At 70.8% G+C, this 13,524-nt stretch carries 18 protein-coding genes and 1 pseudogene; 10 read left to right on the top strand and 9 right to left on the bottom strand.

Translation table 11 applies throughout. The annotated features are described in order from the left end of the window. Nucleotides 1-11: 11 nt before the first annotated feature. The 5 genes from BTM25_RS19075 to BTM25_RS19055 all read right to left on the bottom strand — a co-directional run bounded on the left by BTM25_RS19075 (nt 12) and on the right by BTM25_RS19055 (nt 3,972). A complete protein-coding gene (locus BTM25_RS19075) occupies nt 12-767 on the bottom strand; it encodes a hypothetical protein (protein ID WP_103564203.1) in 756 nt (251 codons plus the stop codon). Between the two features lie 533 nt (nt 768-1,300). Further along, complete coding sequence (locus tag BTM25_RS19070) at nt 1,301-1,819, bottom strand: hypothetical protein (RefSeq protein ID WP_103564202.1); 519 nt, start codon at nt 1,817-1,819, stop codon at nt 1,301-1,303. A gap of 178 nt (nt 1,820-1,997) precedes the next feature. Next, nucleotides 1,998-2,726 (bottom strand): dienelactone hydrolase family protein, encoded by a 729-nt coding sequence (locus BTM25_RS19065; RefSeq protein ID WP_103564201.1) that lies wholly within the window; start codon nt 2,724-2,726, stop codon nt 1,998-2,000. 242 nt (nt 2,727-2,968) lie between these two features. Beyond that, the gene (locus tag BTM25_RS19060; RefSeq protein WP_103564200.1) at nt 2,969-3,166 is read right to left on the bottom strand and encodes a DUF397 domain-containing protein; all 198 of its coding nucleotides are present in this window, start codon (nt 3,164-3,166) and stop codon (nt 2,969-2,971) included. Then, nucleotides 3,163-3,972: a helix-turn-helix domain-containing protein gene (locus BTM25_RS19055; RefSeq protein WP_103564199.1), complete on the bottom strand. Its 810-nt coding sequence runs from the start codon at nt 3,970-3,972 to the stop codon at nt 3,163-3,165. Before BTM25_RS19055 ends, BTM25_RS19060 begins: the two co-directional genes overlap by 4 nt. Nucleotides 3,973-4,189: 217 nt before the next feature. Here BTM25_RS19055 and BTM25_RS19050 point away from each other — a divergent pair, with 217 nt between their 5' ends. Both BTM25_RS19050 and BTM25_RS30965 read left to right on the top strand, forming a co-directional pair. Continuing rightward, nucleotides 4,190-4,615, top strand: a complete 426-nt coding sequence (locus BTM25_RS19050) for a hypothetical protein (protein ID WP_235828483.1) — start codon at nt 4,190-4,192, stop codon at nt 4,613-4,615. A gap of 51 nt (nt 4,616-4,666) precedes the next feature. After that, a pseudogene (locus BTM25_RS30965) lies at nt 4,667-4,870 on the top strand (helix-turn-helix domain-containing protein); the annotation flags it as partial. Between the two features lie 162 nt (nt 4,871-5,032). Here BTM25_RS30965 and BTM25_RS19040 read toward each other — a convergent pair. After that, nucleotides 5,033-5,920: a LysR family transcriptional regulator gene (locus tag BTM25_RS19040; protein WP_103564197.1), complete on the bottom strand. Its 888-nt coding sequence runs from the start codon at nt 5,918-5,920 to the stop codon at nt 5,033-5,035. A 133-nt stretch (nt 5,921-6,053) separates the two neighbouring features. Between BTM25_RS19040 and BTM25_RS19035 the strand changes: the two genes are divergently transcribed. Both BTM25_RS19035 and BTM25_RS19030 read left to right on the top strand, forming a co-directional pair. Continuing rightward, nucleotides 6,054-7,091 (top strand): YncE family protein, encoded by a 1,038-nt coding sequence (locus BTM25_RS19035; protein WP_103564196.1) that lies wholly within the window; start codon nt 6,054-6,056, stop codon nt 7,089-7,091. Next, entirely contained in the window at nt 7,091-7,957 is an 867-nt protein-coding gene (locus BTM25_RS19030; protein WP_103564195.1) for an NAD(P)H-binding protein, read from the top strand. The genes BTM25_RS19035 and BTM25_RS19030 overlap by 1 nt, the downstream gene beginning before the upstream one ends. Before the next feature lie 3 nt (nt 7,958-7,960). Here BTM25_RS19030 and BTM25_RS19025 read toward each other — a convergent pair whose 3' ends face one another. The 3 genes from BTM25_RS19025 to BTM25_RS19015 are packed head-to-tail and all read right to left on the bottom strand — an operon-like array spanning nt 7,961 to nt 10,439. Beyond that, complete coding sequence (locus BTM25_RS19025) at nt 7,961-8,494, bottom strand: gluconokinase (protein WP_235828482.1); 534 nt, start codon at nt 8,492-8,494, stop codon at nt 7,961-7,963. Between the two features lie 2 nt (nt 8,495-8,496). Further along, nucleotides 8,497-9,075, bottom strand: coding sequence for an isochorismatase family protein (locus BTM25_RS19020; RefSeq protein ID WP_103564194.1), 579 nt, complete (start codon nt 9,073-9,075; stop codon nt 8,497-8,499). Between the two features lie 47 nt (nt 9,076-9,122). After that, on the bottom strand, nt 9,123-10,439 hold the full coding sequence (locus BTM25_RS19015; protein WP_268877671.1) for a nicotinate phosphoribosyltransferase: 1,317 nt from the start codon (nt 10,437-10,439) through the stop codon (nt 9,123-9,125). A 147-nt stretch (nt 10,440-10,586) separates the two neighbouring features. Here BTM25_RS19015 and clpS point away from each other — a divergent pair, with 147 nt between their 5' ends. The 6 genes from clpS (at nt 10,587) to BTM25_RS18990 (ending at nt 13,368) form a co-directional block, all read left to right on the top strand. Further along, complete coding sequence (clpS, locus tag BTM25_RS19010; RefSeq protein WP_103564192.1) at nt 10,587-10,883, top strand: ATP-dependent Clp protease adapter ClpS; 297 nt, start codon at nt 10,587-10,589, stop codon at nt 10,881-10,883. Beyond that, complete coding sequence (locus BTM25_RS19005; protein WP_103564191.1) at nt 10,876-11,406, top strand: DUF2017 domain-containing protein; 531 nt, start codon at nt 10,876-10,878, stop codon at nt 11,404-11,406. Before clpS ends, BTM25_RS19005 begins: the two co-directional genes overlap by 8 nt. 30 nt (nt 11,407-11,436) lie before the next feature. Then, nucleotides 11,437-11,886: a Mov34/MPN/PAD-1 family protein gene (locus tag BTM25_RS19000; protein WP_103564190.1), complete on the top strand. Its 450-nt coding sequence runs from the start codon at nt 11,437-11,439 to the stop codon at nt 11,884-11,886. Between the two features lie 27 nt (nt 11,887-11,913). Further along, entirely contained in the window at nt 11,914-12,045 is a 132-nt protein-coding gene (locus BTM25_RS30730) for a hypothetical protein (RefSeq protein ID WP_268877670.1), read from the top strand. 84 nt (nt 12,046-12,129) lie between these two features. Beyond that, nucleotides 12,130-12,402: a MoaD family protein gene (locus BTM25_RS18995; RefSeq protein WP_103564189.1), complete on the top strand. Its 273-nt coding sequence runs from the start codon at nt 12,130-12,132 to the stop codon at nt 12,400-12,402. Between the two features lie 18 nt (nt 12,403-12,420). Then, nucleotides 12,421-13,368 (top strand): PLP-dependent cysteine synthase family protein, encoded by a 948-nt coding sequence (locus tag BTM25_RS18990; RefSeq protein WP_103564188.1) that lies wholly within the window; start codon nt 12,421-12,423, stop codon nt 13,366-13,368. The last annotated feature ends 156 nt before the right edge of the window (nt 13,369-13,524 follow it).

Genomic DNA, 13,524 nt, shown 5'->3' with positions numbered 1-13,524 from the left:
CGCGCTCGCGGTCAGGCTTTCGGGAGGGCGTCGAGGAGGGTGCGGAACTCGTCCGGCGGGAAGATCCGTTCGAGGCGGCCGTCCTTGACCTCGGCGTTGAACGGGTGCAGCCGGCCCTTGTGGAGCCAGAAGACGTCCAGGCTGACGCGGTCCTGCGCGCGGGCGCCGACGTCGCGGACGAGGTTCAGCATCGCCTCGATGGTGGAGATGTCGCGGGCCGTCCGGATCGGGACGGCGAGGAGCTGGTGCTCGCGCGGGATCCCGACGATCGCCCCGTTCGGCAGGTCGACGCCGAGCGCCTGCTCCAGCCGGACGAGGTGCGCGGCGCCCGAGACGCCCTGGTCGATGACGGTGTAGAGCGGCGACGTCTCGCCCTGCTCGTGCGCGGCGACCTCGACGTCGTCGCCGCGCATGTTCTCCAGCGCCCGGCGGAGCAGGTCGGGCGGCGTGGTGCCCCACCGCTCCGCGAGGTGGCCGGGGACGGCGTAGGCGCGCTGGACGGCGCCGGACTCGCCCGGCCCCATCACGACGAGCCGCGCGGACAACTCGTCGTTGAGGTAGACGCTGATCGCGTCCGCGCCGAGGTCCCGCGTCCTGCCGAGGATGAGGCGGAGCAGGGAGTCGCGCTGCGCGGTGGGGATGGCGAGAAGCTCGCGGCACGGGCTGTGCGCGGTGCAGTCCTCGGACGAGGACGCCGGGGCCTGCGCGGTGCCGGGCTGCTGCGGGGGCGGGGGGCTGGCGGGCTTATTGCGCCGGAAGAGGGGCATTGCGGCATTATGGCGCCGCCCGCCGACCGAAGTAAAACACTTCGCGCCCGCCACGCGCGTCGCCGCAGATGAAATGCACTACGCCCATCGAAGCGAAAGCAGCACCCGTCCTACGACCCGGTGCCGCTCCCGTCGGCCGCCGCCGTGGTCGCGTGACCGGCACCCCGTCCGGCGGCGGGCGGGGCGCCCGGCCCGGCGCGCGGCCGACCACGGGTGCGCGGGACGCCCACGCTCGCCACCTGCTGCTTTATCGGTGGCCGAATAAATAAACAATAATGTCTTTTCATCGGCCGCGTGTGGCCGTAGGGGCGCTGTCGGCCGAGCCGCGCCGTCGGTCGGATCGGGCCACCGCCGATCGCCTCGGATGGGCGGTCGAATGGGCGCGGACCCGGATATTCGTCCGCCGCAAAGGACCGAACGATCCCGGGCTGAGCTGCGCAGTGTCGCACAAGAATTGCTCGGCCGTGCGACGTGAATTCACCCGGGCGGCGACGGCGGTCAATCGGAAAACGGGGCCGGCCGCGACGCGCTTGTTATTTGAGAATGCTCGTGGCGTTCCAGAGGTTGCAGCCCTTGTGGTCGCCCTCGTCGTCATCGTCGGTCCCGGCGAGGACGTTGCCGAGCTGGGACGTCGGGAGCGTGCAGACGTAGCCCTTGATCCCGGTCGTCGGCACGGCGACTTCGGCGATGATCTGTTCGCCGTAGTCGGTGCCCGCGGGGCGGGCGCGTGCGCCGGTGCCGGTGGCCTGGCGGGCGGTGCCGCCGAGGGCGGGCACCGGGACGATCAGGCAGTTGGTCTTGGACGGCTGTTCGCCGTTCTCCAGCGCCTGGGCCGTGACCGTGAAGCTGGTCGCGTCGCCGGTGTTCTTGGTGGCGCAGATCGCCACTTTCAGCGTGGCGATCTCCTGGGCGGTGCCCTGGTACAGGCGGACCTCGCGGGCCGCCCGGGAGTCGGCGGCTGCGGACGGCGCGCCGAGGACGGGGCCGGTCAGGGCACCGGCCAGCAGGACGACGGCCGCCGCGCGGCTACGCGTCGTGGTGCCGGATGGCATCGGATCTCCCATGCATGGATGCGGTCGCGGCTCTGCGTCCGGCCGGACCGTAGTGACAGTAGGTATTCGTTGAACTACCCACCGTGATGGTGCTTATGTCTGGAGTATGCGGAGATCCGCCGACAGCAGGGCGGGGGAGAGCCGCGCCCGGTCGGGTGGGCCGGGCGCGGCGTTGGGGTTACTTCAGGTGGCGGGTGAAGAAGGCGTTTGAGGCGGGTGCCTCGAAGGCGGGGACGCCCGTGTGGCCGCCCATGTTGGCGTGGAGGGTCTTGTCCTTGGTGTTGAGGGCGTCGAAGAGGTCCAGGGCCGCCTGGCGGTCGTTGCCTTCGTCGTCCCACTGGAGGAGGACGTGGACGGGGATCGTCAGGGCGCGGGCCTCTTCGAACGTGGTGCTGGGGAGGTAGCTGCCGGCGAAGAGAACGGCGGCTTTGATGCGCGGGTCGATCGTTGCCAGGCGGATTGCCAGGGCGGTGATGCCGCCTGCGTAGCCCGCCTGGGGGGCGATCTCGGGGAGGGACTGGAGGGCGTCCAGGGCTTCTCGGGATTCGGGGGCCGCTTGGTCGATCAGCGGGAGGATCAGGCGGTCGATGATGTCTTCGGTGACCTTGGCGCCTGATTTCAGGGCGGTGCGGAGGTCCGCTCGGGCCTGGTCGAAGGCGGGGATGCGCGGGCGGGTGCCGTTTCCCGGGAGTTCGATGGTGGCCGCCGCGAAGCCTTGGGCGACCGTGGCCTCGGCGCGGGCCGTCAGGCGGGGGCGCATTCGGGTCAGGTCGCTGGAGTGGCCCATCAGGATCAGCGGGACGGGCTCGGACGGGGCGTCCGGGGTCCAGAGGATGCCGGGGATCTCGCCCAGGGTGAACTCGCGTTCACGGACGCCGTCGTGGCGCTGTTCAGCGGTGAAGTGCATGGTCGTGCCTTTCGGGAGTGCTCTTTTCGGCGCTCCCGGACGACCTATCGCCCGACCGTGACCCCAGAGGGGAGCACCCATGTCGTTGCTCGGTTCACGGGTACCACCTCCTCGGTCTCTTGCACGGCCTCCGGCAAGGTAGCAGCGCCCGCCGGAGGGCGCCAACGGGTTTTTTTGGAGGGGGCGGGCAAAAGACGAACCCCGGCCGTGGCCGGGGTTCGGGGGGTGTTGCTCGGGGGTGGTCAGAGGTTGAGGTCGTTGCGCTTCGCTTCGGTGAGCAGGGCGGCGAACGTGGCGGGGGTCAGCGTCAGGTGACCGGCGGCCGGGGCCTTGCTGTCACGCAGGCCTACCGTGTGGGGGAGCTTCGCCACCTCGACGCACTCGGTCATCCCGCCGTTGTTGCCACCGCTTCGGGTGCTTTTGCGCCACTGTGGGGTCACTGGAACTTCTCCATCGATTCTCGGATGAGCCGCAGGGAGGCGTCCACGGGAAGAGCGTGGTCCCCGATGCGCGCGAACTTCACTCGCAACGAGCTTACATCCGTGCTGTCGTCGGTGAGGCGTCCTCCGGCGCTGGCCTCGGTGAATGCCTGTTCTTCCTTGGCCGTCGCCATGAGCATGAACGCGCCGTCACGGCCGACGGTCGCGCCGACCGAACGGGGCAGGACGCGGATTGTGATGTTCGGGCGTTCGGCCAGCTCCAGGAGACGGGCGAGCTGTGCGCGCATGACCTCCGGGCCGCCGACGGGGGACTCGATCACGTCCTCATAGACGTAGGCCCAGATGAGCGGGCGCGGCAGGCGGTCGAGCAGGCCCTGCCGCTTGAGGCGAGCGGTGAGCGGCTTGTCGATGTCCTCCAGGCCGTAGCACTCGAAGACGGCGCGGGCGTATTCGGGCGTCTGGAACAGGCCGGGCACCCAGGACGTTTCCCAGATCCGCAGCTCGGTGGACTTCGCCTGGAACTGCTGGTGGGCCTTGAACCATTGGGCATTGTGCCCAGACTTCGCGAAACGGACCATTGACGAAAGCAGCCCATCGGTGTTCCACGCCTCGTCGAGCTTCTGTGCGTGCTCGATCCGGAGCCTCGTGTCTCCCGATTCAACATAGGACACGAGCGACCGGTCCCGTTCGATCACGTCGCCGACTGCGGCGAGTGACCAGCCGTGAGTGAGCCGCAGTTGCCGCAGGCAGACGGCTGTGAGATCCCACAGCGAACTGTCGGGGTCGAACCCGGAGCGCATGCGCATGTTCCCTCCTTCGGTGTTGAATTTCGCCGCCTCGCCTAGTCAGGGGGCGGCCTGAACGGCACTCTTGGAGCACCGAACCGAGAGAATCGGGAAGGTCCGTCGTGTAGGCACGATGACCTTGAACGTTACGTCGGTTCGCGTCTCGGGTTAAGACGATGCATGGTTCACGACGGAAGCGCAAGAAGTCTTTCGGAAGTTTGGGAAAGAATTCTGGATCATGCTCGCGTCGCGCCCGTCAGATGCCACGAGACCACCAGACAGGACAGAGAGAAAACAACAGACGATCGTCGTACCGATCGCGAAAGGAGGACCGGTGATGCTGTCCGCACCACCCGGTCCGGCCGACCCGGGAATGCCGGCCAATCAGCGCGTCGTCTTCCTCGAAGCGCTCAGCCTGACGCTGCGCGAGCACTACCCCGGCGTCCTGTGCGAAATCCGTCGCTTTCGTGCCGGACTTCCCCCGGTCATGCGCGTGACCTGGGGAAACGAGGCGAGCGAGATCGGCTGCGACCTTTCCGGCGACGGCTGGAATTTCGTCCACGGCCTCGATCCGCGCCGCGTCATCGGCCCCGCGGGAAGCCTTTCCGCGTCCGCGCGGGCGGTCGCGTGCGCGCTCGGCCTCGGCCGGCACCCCGACCACTGACCGTCGTATGCCCGTCGTACGGCCGCCGAGCCGTCCAGCACTGGGAGAGCCATGAGCGCACCGAAAGAAGAACCGAAGCAGCCGACCCTCTACACGCCGTCGGAGGTGGCGCAGTTCTTCCGCGTCGATCCGAAGACCGTCACGCGGTGGGCCAGGACCGGGACCCTCAACCCGATCACCCTGCCGTCGGGTCACCGGCGGTACCACGCCACCGAGATCCACGAACTGCTCAAGATCGGCAACGCCAAGGAGCCGTCCATGCCGCGCGAGGAGGCCGAGTTCGTGCCGGGCCTGCGGGCGCTGGCGGTGCTCCAGAGCGTCGTCCGGGACTACTTCGACGGCGACCCGTCCGCCGTCGTGAAGGCGCTCGGGCAGGCGTGAGCGCGGGAGGCATGGCCGGGCGTCCGGCCATGCCTCTCACGTCGTGCGGACGGCTTCGGCTAGGCGGGTGCGGAACCAGCGGTGGCTCGGGTCGGCGGCGTTGCGGGGGTGCCAGGCCATGCCGAGGTCGAAGGGCGGCAGGTCCAGCGGGATCCGGAACGTGCGCAGGCCCAGCGCGTTCACCGTGTCCTCCAGCCACTCCGCCGCCGTCAGGGCGATGAGGTCGGTTTCGCGGGCCAGGAGCATCGCGCTGGTGTGGCTCGGAACGACCACCGCGACCCTGCGGTGCAGGCCGAGATCTGCGAGCGCGGTGTCGATCGGGCCGCGCCGTTTGCCGGTCCGGGAGATGCCGATGTGGTCGGCGGCGGCGAAGCTGCGCGCGTCGATCCTTCGGTCGAACAGGGGGTGGTTATCGCGGGCCACTCCTACCAGGGTGACCTTGGTCAACTGCTCGGTCTGTATTTCGGGGTCCAGGTTGCCGAGGACGCCCAGCTCCACGTCCACCGAGCCTTGGCGCAGGGCCGGGCCGCCTTCCAGGGCCTCGGGGAGGAACACCACGTCCACGCGCGGCGCCTCGGTGCGGAGGCGTTCGGTCAGCGCCCCGGCGACCTTCACGAGCAGCAGCCCGGTCGTCTGCACGGTGAACGTGCGGTGCAGGTGCGCGGCGTCGAATCCGGCGCCGGGGCGCAGGACGTCGTCGCACGCGCGCAGGAGAGTGCTCACCTCGTCCCGCAACTCCAGCGCACGCGGCGTCGGGACCATGCCCTGGCCCGCGCGGACGAGCAGCGGGTCCCCGACGGCGCGGCGCAGGCGGGCCAGCGTCCGGCTGACCGCCGCCGGGGACGTGCCCAGGCGCTCGGCCGCGAGCGTCACGCTGTTGTCCTGGAGCAGAGCGTCTAGGACGCGGAGGAGGTTGAGGTCCATCGGTGTCCTCTGAGCTGCTGTTTTGCGTACGGGGTAACTATTGCGTGCTGATTGTTGCATTGTCGCGGACGGGTGCGGACGGCGAGAGTCGAAGGGCCGGTGAGACCACCGGCCCTGTTCTAAGGAACCCGCCATGACCGTGACACCGCGCGACGATCGGGAAGGGGACGTGCTGGCCGTGGTCGGCCAGAGCGGACCGTCCGTCTCGTTCTTCGACGCCGCCACCGACCGGCACCTCGGCTCGGTGGCCACCCTCGCCGAACCCCACGAGCTGGCCTTCGACCCCGTCGAACGCCTGCTGTGGGTGACGATGACGTACTACTCGGGCTTCTACCACGCCAACACCGGCCGCCGGACCGAGCTGACCGTCATCGACCCCGACGCCCGCCGCGTCGTGGACGTCGTGGACCTCGCGCCCGAGCACGCCCCGCACGGCATCGCCCTCGACGTCGCGCGGCGCCGCGTCTACGTGAGCGTCGAAGGCTCGGACGAGCGGCCCGGCGGGGTCGTCGTCCTGGACGCGGGGACGCGCCGTCCGATCGGCCGCATCGACTCCGGCGCGCCCGGCGCGCACTGGATCGCCCTGGACGCGGCCGGACGGGTCGGCTGCGTCGCCAACAAGGAGGCGCCGTTCGTCTCCGTCCTCGACCTGGAGCGCGGGACGCTCACCGGACGGGCCCCGGTGCCGAGCAGCGAGGGCGTCGCGGTCTCCGCCGACGGCGCCCGCGCGTACGCGGCGTCGCCGTTCCGGGGGTCGTTCTTCGACGGGGACGAACCGGAGTCGGCGATCAACGTCATCGACACCGTGTCGGCGACCGTGATCGACGCGCTGCCCACGGAGAACTCCGTCCTGCCCGTCCATCTGACCTCGACCGGGCTGCTGCTCGTCGGCGAGGTCCGCACGCGGGGCCGCGCGATGGCGCCCGGACGGCTGACGGTGTTCTCCGCCGATACCCACAAGGAGATCGGGGGGCTTGACATCGGGACGGTGCCCCTGACCGTCCACTCGTCGCCGGACGGCCGCCTCGGCTACGTCGCCTGCTTCGCGTCCGCGACCGTCGAGGTCGTGGACCTTGCGTCGCTGCGGCGCGTGTCCCGGCTCGACCTCGGCGCGTTCGGCGAGTCCGGCGCGCACGGCCTCGCCTACATCCCTTCCGAAGGAGCTTCCTGATGATCGTCGTCACCGCGCCCACCAGCACCATCGGCCGCGTCCTGGTGGACGTCCTGCTCGAAGAGGGGGCCGAGCTGCGGCTCGTCGCGCGCGACCCGTCCCGGCTCGCCCCGGAGATCCGCGCGCGGACCGAGGTCGTCGAAGGCTCGCACGGCGACCGCGACGTCATCGACCGGGCGTGCAAGGGCGCCGAGGCCGTGTTCTGGCTCGCGCCCGACATCGACGTCCCCTACACCGACTTCACCCGGCCGGGGATCGCGGCGTTCGTCCGGCACGGCGTCGAGCGCGTCGTCGCGATCACGGCGCTCGGCAAGGGGACGCGGTTCGCCGAGCACGCCGGGCCGGTGACGGCCTCGCTGGCGATGTGCGACCTGATCGCCGAATCGGGCGTCGCGTTCCGGGCCGTGGCGTGCCCGTCCTTCATGCACAACCTGCTCAACCAGGTGACGTCCATCCGCGAGCGCGGCGAGTTCTCCATGATGATCGACCCGGACCTCGCCGCGCCGCTCGTCGCCGCCCGCGACATCGCCGTCGCGTCCGCGCGGCTGCTGCTGGACGACGGGTGGGACGGGACGGGCCAGGTCGCCGTGCTCGGGCCGGAAGACCTGACGCCGCTGGACATGGCGCGGATCATGTCGGACGTCCTCGGCACTGAGATCGCCTACCGGCAGTCCACTCCCGGGGCGTTCAAAGCGAGTCTCACCGGGTTCGGAATGCCGGACGAAGCGGCGCAGGGAATGGTCGACATGTTCGACGCCAAGAACCGGGGGATCGACAACGCCGAGCCGCGCACGGCCGCCTCGACCACGCCGACGACGTTCCGCTCTTGGTGCGAGGACGTGCTCAGGCCCGCCGTTCTCGGCTGACGCTCAACCGGCGGGCGGGTACCTCCGCGCCATCCCCTCGGTGATCTCCGCGACGATCTCCGGAAGCGGGTTCCCGGCATCGACCCAGAGGGCTTCGTCCCTGGTCGGGGGTTCCAGGTCGGCGAACTGCCCGGCCAGCATGTTCGCGCGGAAGAAATGGCCCGGACGTTGGTGGAGGCGCGCTTCCAGCGTCGTGCGATCGGCGTTCAGATAGACCAGGGCGACGCCCGGACGCCCCAGGCCGAGCATTTCGCGGTAGGCGCGTTTCAGGGCCGAGCACGCCACCACCGCCGGGCGTCCCGATTCCAGCCGGCCGGTGATCCAGGATTCGATGGCCTTCAGCCAGGGGCGGCGGTCGGCGTCGGTGAGGGGCGTCCCGTCCGCCATTTTCCGCACGTTCGCGGGCGTGTGGAAATCGTCGCCCTCGGCGTAGTCGACGCCGAGCCGGGACGCCAGCAGACGTCCCACGGTCGTCTTGCCGCAGCCCGCCACGCCCATGACGACGATCACGCGGACCGGCAGGTCGCCGCCGCCCACGGTCAGGAGCGCACGACGGGGGCGCCGGACAGCTCCACGCCCGCGTCGCGCAGCTCGGCGAGCGCCCGGTCCGTCGTGTCGGCGGCGACCCCGGCCGTCAGGTCCAGCAGCACGCGGGTGCGGAAGCCCTCGCGGGCCGCGTCGGCCGCGGTCGCGCGGACGCAGTGGTCGGTGGCGATGCCGACGACGTCCACCTCGGTGACGTCGCGGTCGCGCAGCCAGCCGGCGAGCCGCGTCCCGGCGTCGTCGGCGCCCTCGAAGCCGCTGTAGGCGGCGGCCGTCCGGCCCTTGCTGAACACCGCCTCGACCGGGTCCAGGTCGAGCGCGGGGTGGAAGTCCGCGCCGGGCGTGCCGATGACGCAGTGCGGGGGCCAGGTGTCCACGAAGTCCGGATGGTCGGAGAAGTGCGGGCCGGGGTCGAGGTGGAAGTCGCGGGTGGCGACGACGTGGTCATAAACGGAACGTTGTTCCGCGAGGTGCCGGGTCACGGCGGCGGCCGTGTCCGCGCCGCCCGCGACCGCCAGCGAGCCGCCCTCGCAGAAGTCGTTCTGCACGTCCACGATGATCAGAGCCTTGGCCATGACACCCCTTCCTGGTTCGCGAGGTATGTCCCCCGGCGGGCGGGCCGCTACGCGCCCTGCGGACCGTCCGCGACGATCTCCGTCGGCAGCGCGGGCTCACCGCGCGACAACTGCCTGGCCTGCGGCGGCAGCTCCGCGACCACCGCGCGGTGCCGTGCGCGGGCGGCGGTCAGCGGCTCCCGGCCGACGATCTCGCCGCCCCGGACCAGCGGCACCTGGAGCAGCCGGTCCCGGACGCCCGGCGCCGGCTCGCCGACCGTCACGACCTCCGCGCACGCGACGCCGTGCACGTCCAGCCGCCGCAGCGCCCGCTTGCGCCCGCCGATCGTCGGCTTGCCCGTGGAGCGCTTGGCGACCGGACGCAGCGGCGCGTCCGGCCCCGGCCGGTCCGCGCGGGCCACCAGCTTGTAGACGAGCGAAGCGGTCGGCGCCCCCGAGCCCGTGACCAGGGACGTCCCGACGCCGTAGCCGTCGACCGGGGCGGCGGCGAGGGCCGCGATGCCGTGCTCGTCCAGGTCGCCGGTGACGATGATCCGCGTCTCGCGGGCGCCGAGCGCGTCGAGCTGCGCCCGGACGCGGCGCGCCAGATCGCCGAGGTCGCCGCTGTCGATGCGGACGGCGCCGAGCGCGGGACCGGCCAGCTCCACGGCCGTCTTCACCGCGCGTTCCACGTCGTAGGTGTCGACCAGCAGCGTCGTCGCGTCGCCCAGCGAGGCCAACTGCGCCTCGAACGCGTGGCGCTCGCTGTCGTGCAGCATCGTGAACGCGTGCGCGGCGGTCCCGCCCGTCGGGACGCCGTACGCCCGGCCCGCCGCGAGATTGGACGTCGTCGCGAACCCCGCGATGTGCGCGGCGCGGGCGGCGGACACGGCCGCGCGCTCGTGCGTGCGGCGCGAACCCATCTCGATGAGCGGACGGTTCCCCGCCGCCACCGCCATGCGCGACGCCGCCGAAGCGATCGCGCTGTCGTAATTCAGGATCGACAGTGCGACCGTCTCCAGCAGGACCGCTTCGGCGAACGTGCCCTCCACGGACAGGATGGGGGAGTTGGGGAAGTAGCACTCGCCCTCGGGGTATCCGTAGACGTCACCCGTGAAGCGGTACGACGACAACCACTTCGCAGTGGGCTCGTCCACGATGCCGTTGCCCGTCAGGAAGTCCAGCTCGTCGGTGCCGAACCGGAAGTCCGCGATGGCGTCCAGGAGCCGTCCCGTGCCCGCCACCACCCCGTACCGGCGGCCCGCCGGAAGGCTGCGCGCGAACACCTCGAACACGGCACGGCGCTCGGCCGTCCCGGCGCGCAGTGCGGCCTGCAGCATCGTCAGCTCGTACTGGTCGGTCAGCAGGGCGGTGCTCGTCTCCACGCAACGAACATTACGGGCAGCGTCTTTCGCGGAGCCGTCCAGGTCGCCCGCAGCGGCGGGGATAGGACGCATAGCATCGGGAAGGACGGCGCCCATCACGCACGCACATCACGCACGCACGGCCACGAGGAAGGCGACACAGCGGTCATGACCAGCGCACCCGCACCGGTCGAACTGGAACGTCCGGACATCGGGGAGGACCTGCGTTCCGACCGTCCCTGGATCACCATCGTCTGGAACGACCCCATCAACACGATGACGTACGTCACGTACGTGTTCCAGAAGGTGTTCGGTTACGGCAAGCCCAAAGCCGAGAAGCTGATGCTGGACGTCCACCACAAGGGACGCGCGGTCGTCGCCAACGGGGGCCGCGAGGAGATGGAGCGCCACGTCGAAGTGCTGCACTCCTACGGACTCTGGGCGACGGTGAAACGTGATGACTGAGGGCGTGGTCCTGCGGCTGGAACCGCAGGAGGCGCACCTGCTGCGGCTGCTCATGGAGCAGATGCTCGAACTGCTCGGCGACGGCGCCCCGGCGGACGACGACCTCGCCGCGTTCGGCATCGCGTCGTCGGCGAAGACGCCGTCCGACCCGGTCCTGCTGCGGTTGTTCCCCGACGGTTATTCCGGCGACGACGAAGCGTCCGGCGAGTTCCGCCGCTACACCGAACTCGGACTCCGCGAGGGCAAGCGGGAGGCCGCGCGCACGATCCTCGAAACCCTGGACGAGGCGCACGAGCACGAGGACGGCCCCCTGCTCGCCCTGGCCCTGGACGGCGACCGCGCCGAGGCGTGGCTGCGGGCGCTCAACGACGTCCGGCTCGTCCTCGGCACCCGGCTCGACATCGACGAGGACTGGTACCGGCAGGCCGGCAAGCTCACCCCCGACGACCCCCGCACCCCGCTGTTCGCCGCCTACGAGCTGCTCACGATGATGCTGGAGGAACTGGTCGACGCGCTCGGCTGACCGCGACACGCCACAGGTACGCTTCGGACCATGCTGACGATCGAACGCGCCCTGGTAGACCAGATCGTCGCGCATGCGCGCGCTGACCACCCCGACGAGGCGTGCGGAGTGGTCACCGGACCGGCCGGGGAGGACCGGCCCGTCCGGTTCATCCCCATGACGAACGCGGAACGGTCCCCGACGTTCTACAAGTTCGACGCGGCGGAGCTGTTCAAGCTGGACCGCGAGGTGGACGACCGGGACGAGGAGATCGTCATCGTCTACCACTCGCACACCGCCACCGAGGCGTACCCGTCGCGCACCGACGTGTCGTACTCGTCCTACGCGCCCGACGCCCACTACGTCCTCGTGTCCACGCGGGACGAGACGGAAGTGGAGTTCCGGTCGTACCGGATCGTCGGCGGCGACTACGACGGGAACGGCCGCGTCGGCGCCGAGGTCGTCGAGGAAGAGGTCGTCGTCGTGGAGCCGGAGAGCTGACGGGCGCGAATCGGTAAAATGGCCTACATGGTGATGAGCGGGCACGCGGCGGGCATGGCCGCGCCCGTGCAGAGCTTCCTGTTCGCGCACTCGCGCGGCCAGCTCGTCTACGACTGTCGCCGGTCGTGCCGAGCGGCCGTCCCGCGCCGTCTCGGCTGAGCTTTCGACCCCGGAATTTCCCGTGCGCCCCGTCCCGTTGTCCACTGGGCGGGGTACACCTGCGACTTGAAGGAGAGCTTCGCGATGGCGATCGAGGTCCGGATCCCGACGATCCTGCGCAACCTCACCGGCGGCGAGAAGGCCGTCGAAGGCAAGGGCGACACCCTGGACGAGCTGTTCGGCGACCTGGACGCCCGGCACCCCGGCCTCCGCGACCGGCTGGTGGACGACAAGGGGCTCCGCAAGTTCGTCAACGTCTACCTGAACGACGAGGACGTGCGGTTCCTCGGCGGGCTGACCGCCGAGATCTCCGACGGCGACAGCGTCACCATCCTGCCGGCCGTCGCCGGCGGCTGAGCCAAGCGATTCCGTGCCATGCGCTTCGACTCACTGCTCGACTCCCTCGGCCGCACCCCGCTCGTCGGGCTGCCCCGCCTCTCCCCGGGCGGCGACGTCCGGCTCTGGGCCAAGCTGGAAGACCGCAACCCCACCGGGTCGGTGAAGGACCGTCCCGCCTTCTACATGATCGAGAAGGCGGAGAAGGACGGGCTGCTGACCCCCGGATGCACCATCCTCGAACCCACGTCCGGCAACACCGGCATCTCGCTGGCGATGGTCGCGAAGCTGCGCGGCTACCGGATGGTGTGCGTCATGCCGGAGAACACCTCGGCCGAACGCCGCCAGCTCCTGGAGATGTGGGGGGCGGAGATCGTCTCCTCGCCCGCGGCGGGCGGCTCCAATGAGGCCGTCCGGGTGGCGAAGCGCCTCGCCGCCGAGAACCCGTCGTGGGTGATGCTGTACCAGTACGGCAACGACGCCAACGCGCTCGCCCACTACGAGACGACCGGGCCGGAGATCCTCGCCGACCTCCCGACGGTGACGCACTTCGTCGCCGGGCTCGGCACCACCGGGACGCTCATGGGCGTCGGGCGCTACCTGCGCGAGCAGGTGCCCGGCGTGAAGATCGTCGCGGCGGAGCCCCGGTACGGCGAACTCGTCTACGGGCTGCGCAACATCGACGAGGGCTTCATCCCCGAGCTGTACGACGACTCGGTGCTGACGACCCGCTTCTCCGTCGGGTCCAAGGACGCGCTGCGCCGCACCCGCGACCTCCTCGAACAGGAGGGGATCTTCGCGGGCATCTCGACCGGCGGGGCGCTGCACGCCGCGCTCGGGATGGCGCGCAAGGCCGTGGACGCCGGGGAGCGCGCCGACATCGTGTTCGTCGTGGCGGACGGGGGCTGGAAGTACCTGTCCACGGGCGCCTACGGCGGAACGCTGGAAGAGGCGGAAGCACATCTGGAAGGCCAGCTCTGGGCCTGATCTGACGCGACGGCCGCGCCGGTCGCCCGCTGGCGCGGGCGACCGGCGCGGCCGTCGCTTTCGCGCTCCCGCCCGTTTCGCGTGGCGCGCGTTGCCGGTGGGCCGGCCGTCGCTTTCGCGCTCCCGCCCGTTTTCACGCGGCGCGCGTGCGCGCGT

The sequence above is a fragment of the Actinomadura rubteroloni genome (genome assembly GCF_002911665.1).
GTDB classification, from domain to species: domain Bacteria; phylum Actinomycetota; class Actinomycetes; order Streptosporangiales; family Streptosporangiaceae; genus Spirillospora; species Spirillospora rubteroloni.
This window is presented reverse-complemented; position numbering and strand designations above follow the sequence as displayed.

Coding starts and splice junctions, on each gene's coding strand:
- BTM25_RS19075 (WP_103564203.1), bottom strand. CDS start 767: ATGCCCCTCTTCCGGCGCAATAAGCCCGCCAGCCCCCCGCCCCCGCAG.
- BTM25_RS19070 (WP_103564202.1), bottom strand. CDS start 1,819: ATGCCATCCGGCACCACGACGCGTAGCCGCGCGGCGGCCGTCGTCCTG.
- BTM25_RS19065 (WP_103564201.1), bottom strand. CDS start 2,726: ATGCACTTCACCGCTGAACAGCGCCACGACGGCGTCCGTGAACGCGAG.
- BTM25_RS19055 (WP_103564199.1), bottom strand. CDS start 3,972: ATGCGCATGCGCTCCGGGTTCGACCCCGACAGTTCGCTGTGGGATCTC.
- BTM25_RS19050 (WP_235828483.1), top strand. CDS start 4,190: ATGCTCGCGTCGCGCCCGTCAGATGCCACGAGACCACCAGACAGGACA.
- BTM25_RS19040 (WP_103564197.1), bottom strand. CDS start 5,920: ATGGACCTCAACCTCCTCCGCGTCCTAGACGCTCTGCTCCAGGACAAC.
- BTM25_RS19035 (WP_103564196.1), top strand. CDS start 6,054: ATGACCGTGACACCGCGCGACGATCGGGAAGGGGACGTGCTGGCCGTG.
- BTM25_RS19030 (WP_103564195.1), top strand. CDS start 7,091: ATGATCGTCGTCACCGCGCCCACCAGCACCATCGGCCGCGTCCTGGTG.
- BTM25_RS19020 (WP_103564194.1), bottom strand. CDS start 9,075: ATGGCCAAGGCTCTGATCATCGTGGACGTGCAGAACGACTTCTGCGAG.
- clpS (WP_103564192.1), top strand. CDS start 10,587: ATGACCAGCGCACCCGCACCGGTCGAACTGGAACGTCCGGACATCGGG.
- BTM25_RS19005 (WP_103564191.1), top strand. CDS start 10,876: ATGACTGAGGGCGTGGTCCTGCGGCTGGAACCGCAGGAGGCGCACCTG.
- BTM25_RS19000 (WP_103564190.1), top strand. CDS start 11,437: ATGCTGACGATCGAACGCGCCCTGGTAGACCAGATCGTCGCGCATGCG.
- BTM25_RS30730 (WP_268877670.1), top strand. CDS start 11,914: ATGGTGATGAGCGGGCACGCGGCGGGCATGGCCGCGCCCGTGCAGAGC.
- BTM25_RS18995 (WP_103564189.1), top strand. CDS start 12,130: ATGGCGATCGAGGTCCGGATCCCGACGATCCTGCGCAACCTCACCGGC.
- BTM25_RS18990 (WP_103564188.1), top strand. CDS start 12,421: ATGCGCTTCGACTCACTGCTCGACTCCCTCGGCCGCACCCCGCTCGTC.